General features: G+C 31.7%; 6 protein-coding genes. All 6 read right to left on the reverse strand.

The window, feature by feature from the left end:
- Positions 1 to 189: 189 nt before the first annotated feature.
- The gene (locus C8P67_RS21775; RefSeq protein WP_147298286.1) at positions 190 to 858 is read right to left on the reverse strand and encodes a hypothetical protein; all 669 of its coding nucleotides are present in this window, start codon (positions 856 to 858) and stop codon (positions 190 to 192) included.
- A 175-nt stretch (positions 859 to 1,033) separates the two neighbouring features.
- Positions 1,034 to 1,273, reverse strand: coding sequence for a hypothetical protein (locus tag C8P67_RS21780; protein ID WP_115815305.1), 240 nt, complete (start codon positions 1,271 to 1,273; stop codon positions 1,034 to 1,036).
- Positions 1,273 to 1,605, reverse strand: coding sequence for a hypothetical protein (locus C8P67_RS21785; RefSeq protein WP_115815306.1), 333 nt, complete (start codon positions 1,603 to 1,605; stop codon positions 1,273 to 1,275). Before C8P67_RS21785 ends, C8P67_RS21780 begins: the two co-directional genes overlap by 1 nt.
- Positions 1,606 to 1,775: 170 nt before the next feature.
- On the reverse strand, positions 1,776 to 2,324 hold the full coding sequence (locus tag C8P67_RS21790) for a hypothetical protein (RefSeq protein ID WP_147298287.1): 549 nt from the start codon (positions 2,322 to 2,324) through the stop codon (positions 1,776 to 1,778).
- 170 nt (positions 2,325 to 2,494) lie between these two features.
- Positions 2,495 to 3,148: a GIY-YIG nuclease family protein gene (locus tag C8P67_RS21795; protein ID WP_115815308.1), complete on the reverse strand. Its 654-nt coding sequence runs from the start codon at positions 3,146 to 3,148 to the stop codon at positions 2,495 to 2,497.
- A gap of 149 nt (positions 3,149 to 3,297) precedes the next feature.
- Complete coding sequence (locus C8P67_RS21800; RefSeq protein ID WP_170141513.1) at positions 3,298 to 3,696, reverse strand: DUF3805 domain-containing protein; 399 nt, start codon at positions 3,694 to 3,696, stop codon at positions 3,298 to 3,300.
- Positions 3,697 to 3,897 lie beyond the last annotated feature (201 nt).

Raw genomic sequence — 3,897 nt, forward strand, 5'->3', positions numbered from 1 at the left:
TAAAAATAAAATACAAGCATAAAAAAGTTTTCTCATAATTGATTTCGGTTTTTCAAGCTGACCGCCAACGTTCTGGCACTACAGCGGGTTTGGGATTAAATTAAGCCCTATTTTCGGATTTGCCAAATCATTCCAAGTACAAGACCATTTTTCAATTAAGCCAAATGCCCAAATCCGTTGTAGTGGCTGTTATGGGCTGGCTATTTTCTTTCTGTATAGATTCCATTGTGTCTCAAGACTCTTTTTGTCGGATTCTTTTAAATTTACCTTATCAATCAAGATTTTCTTTTCAATATCGATTTTGAACACATACATTCCTTTTTTATCATTTATACATTGTCGGTATTCTATCAATCCTTTAGGTATTATTTTATAATCTTTGATTGAAAATAAATAGCTTATCCAGTTATTTTTTCCGCAACCATTTGGAGAATATGAATAATATAAATCGGTGTTTTTAATTTTTTTAGAGTAAGCATATTCAGGACTGTCAACATTCTCAATTTTTTTAAATTTCTTAGTGTTGGAATCAAACAAAAGAATCATTTCGTAGTAATAATTACTGTTATAACCATATCTGATATCTAACTTTCCATCTTTATTAAAATCCTCGAATTTCAATGAGTTAGGAGCAATTCCTATTTCTTCTTGCTTAGTTATTGTATCTTTTTTTGAATTAATTACATATAGAATTGAGTTACTTCTGTAATCTGCTTGATAAGTGGATCCTAAAATTTTTCCCGATGCAGAATAAATCAAAGTATCTTTTTTTCTGGCGTTTCTGTCTATTACTTTCTTTTTTAAGTGTTCGCCTGAAAACAATATAATTGAACTAAATAAAAGCAAAAGATATTTCATATAGATTTCTTTCTGTTGAATTTCGTTTTTAGCTTGCCCATAACGGTCTCGCGCTAGAAGTCGTGGCGACAAAGCGAACTGAGTCGTTTCGGTGAAAATACTGCTTTTTCGTGAGAAAATAACTCGCGGAAAGACAAATGTTTAGCCATGAATTTTAGCGTGTGTTATGCGAAGTTTAGATATCTTCAAAGCGTTTAATTTCAGCAATGCTAAAACTTCTTTCTCCGTTGCCAACTCTCACACGAACGGTCGCAGGTAAAAATGGTGGATTTGCTGCAACTGTACAACGAATGATTTCCCCATTAATTTCTTCTGATATTTCATCAGAACCCCATTTTCCAATAAATATTTTTATTGGTTTGTTCATTACCTCGGAAATATTTTCCTTGGTGTATTCCATAGGACTTTTATACATTACTTTTCTTTTAAATATTGGTTTATATCTGCATTTAGTTTTGAATTCTTCAAAAGTTCGGCTAGAAAATCATCAGGCAAAACAAACCAAGTTGAATATCCTCGGGAATTTGGTTCTCCCAAACAGATGTTTTTACCACTAACTTTATCCGGGTGAGTGGCTTCCTTTTCATTTATATTCCATCGAACAGCTAAAACATCATCACCGTTCCATTCTATACGGGCGACTGAAAATGATCCATGAGTATTTCCTGTATCGATTAAAACTCGAATGTTCGAGACATTATCTTTTGGACTGATAACAGTATTGGGTAAATTATATCGTAGAGCCATATTTTAAAGATTAAAGTTGATTAAATTTCGCATAACGTCTTGGCACTACAGCGGGTTTGGGACTAAATTAAACCCATTCTTCGGATTTACTAAATCATCCAAATACAAAACCATCTTTCCATTAAGCCAAATGCCCAAATCCGTTGTAGTGGCTGTTATGCGTTCGGCCTTTAGTTTTTCAACAGTTCTTCTTTTAAAGTTCCATTTTTATATGCTTCCAAATAAATTTGGGTTTCTGTGCTCAAGGTAATTTTGTTTTCAGGCTTTATGGCGTATGTTAAAAATATTTTGGCACCTTCAAGTTGTACTTCTCGGACATCTTCTTGGTCTTTATAAATTTGCCCTTTGATAAGTTTATTCTTTAGTAACCTTTGATTTGATTCTTTTTGATGTAAAATATAATTAATCATTGAAATAATATTAAGGAATTTTTGATTCTTATCTTTACTCAATGTTTGATGAAATTTTGTACCTATGGGTATTGCAAACCAAGTATCTCTATCCATCCAAAAAGCAACTATTTTAGAAGCACCAATAAATTCTGGTTTTTTTACATCAAGAGTGCTACTCAAAATGTAATCTGTTGCCTGAAGTAATAAATTTTCATAATTTTCAAAGTCAGGGTTTGTTTCTTTTATCATTTCATTATTAGCTTTTTCGAATTGTGGATAGCAAAAAAATGGAACGAGTATAAGTAAAATTAAGCTTATTTTTTTCATATAAATTTTAGGGTTTGTTGCGCTCGGCTGACGCATAACGTTCTGGTACTACAGCGGGTTTGGGACTAAATTAAGCCCATTCTTCGGATTTGCCAAATCATCCCAAATACAAAACCATCTTTCCATTAAGCCAAATGCCCAAATCCGTTGTAGTGGCTGTTATGCACAGCCTATTTTGTGCCTTCAAATATGTTTTTTATATTGATGAAATGAAAATGCTTTTTATCTAAGTCTTGCAGAGTTGATTTCAAAATATACAAATCGTCATTACTCAATTCGAACCATTCACCTCGGACACGCATTTCTTTAAAATCGTTATGCAATAATTTTTCTAAATAAATGTAATCTGTTGTCCACACATAGAAAATCAAATCTACTTTTGTGGGCATTGCAGTTCTAAATGAGCGAAGTCTAGATTTCAAATCTTTGGTAAATCCAATTTTGTATCTATTTGTTCCAAATGCATTTATAACATATAGCCCACAATACTTTGCGACTATTTCTTCAATAATTTTTAAATTTCCTTTTCCCTCATAGAATAATTTACCATTAAATAAAACTATGCGAGGGAAATCATATTCTATTAAATTGAAACCTAATTCCTTTAGTAATTCATTATTTGGCCAATTTTCATCATTTATTTTATGGTGCTCCTGTAAAAGATTTAGTGGAATTTCACATATAAATTTAGCCGATGAATAATCGTCATCAAATCCTTCCGCTTGATTATGAAAATTCTCAGCAGTCTCTTTACTGCTTGCTACAACAAACCAGTTTTCTTCATTTTGAGGTGTTGTAACCCAGTAAAGGTCTCGTTTTTTCATAGGTTGTGCATAACGTTCTGGGACTACAGCGGGTTTGGGACTAAATTAAGCCTATTCTTCGGATTTGCAAAATCATCCAAATACAAAACCATCATTCCATTAAGCCCATTGCCCAAATCCGTTGTAGTAGCTGTTAGCAGATGGTGCTTTTACTTAGTTTCAATTGATCTTAATATTTCCGAAACTTTCATTAATTCAGCTTCTATTTCGATTTTCCCATTAAGATTTCCAATAGTAAATGAACAAATATAAAGTTTGTTATTTTCGATTAAATACCAATAATTTATTTCTTCATTTTTGTTGTTTTCAACATAATAAATTCCACTGACATTTTTCCAATCTATATTCTGTCCATTTTTTTCAATCAAGATTTCACTCAAAAACTCCTTTGGACTTTTAATTTCATAGTTCATAGGAGTTATTCGTAAATTTCCTGTCCATTTTGTTGTGTCAAAAAAAGCATTTGTGTTTTTTTCATCTGCTTCATATTCGCTCCAATTTTCAGGAATGTTTATAGAATAATTATATTCAGAATTAAATTTTTTCATTTTTATGTTTTTACCGCAATTGGTCAAAAAAAGTAGAATTAAAATTGATAAAATTTGCTTCATTTTTAAGTCTTAAATTTTTTCTCTTTTTTGGCGCACTATCTGCTAACGTTCTGGCACTACAGCGGGTTTGGGACTAAATTAAGCCCTATTTTCGGATTTGCCTAATCATTCCAAGTACAAAATCATTTTTCAATTAAG

Origin of the sequence: Flavobacterium aquicola, from assembly GCF_003385115.1 — a bacterium.
Classification (GTDB): domain Bacteria; phylum Bacteroidota; class Bacteroidia; order Flavobacteriales; family Flavobacteriaceae; genus Flavobacterium; species Flavobacterium aquicola.

What these genes read in the sequence shown, in the direction of transcription:
- C8P67_RS21790 (WP_147298287.1), bottom strand. Translation starts at nt 2,324, where the DNA reads ATGAAAAAAATAAGCTTAATTTTACTTATACTCGTTCCATTTTTTTGC.
- C8P67_RS21785 (WP_115815306.1), bottom strand. Translation starts at nt 1,605, where the DNA reads ATGGCTCTACGATATAATTTACCCAATACTGTTATCAGTCCAAAAGAT.
- C8P67_RS21780 (WP_115815305.1), bottom strand. Translation starts at nt 1,273, where the DNA reads ATGTATAAAAGTCCTATGGAATACACCAAGGAAAATATTTCCGAGGTA.
- C8P67_RS21795 (WP_115815308.1), bottom strand. Translation starts at nt 3,148, where the DNA reads ATGAAAAAACGAGACCTTTACTGGGTTACAACACCTCAAAATGAAGAA.
- C8P67_RS21775 (WP_147298286.1), bottom strand. Translation starts at nt 858, where the DNA reads ATGAAATATCTTTTGCTTTTATTTAGTTCAATTATATTGTTTTCAGGC.
- C8P67_RS21800 (WP_170141513.1), bottom strand. Translation starts at nt 3,696, where the DNA reads ATGAAAAAATTTAATTCTGAATATAATTATTCTATAAACATTCCTGAA.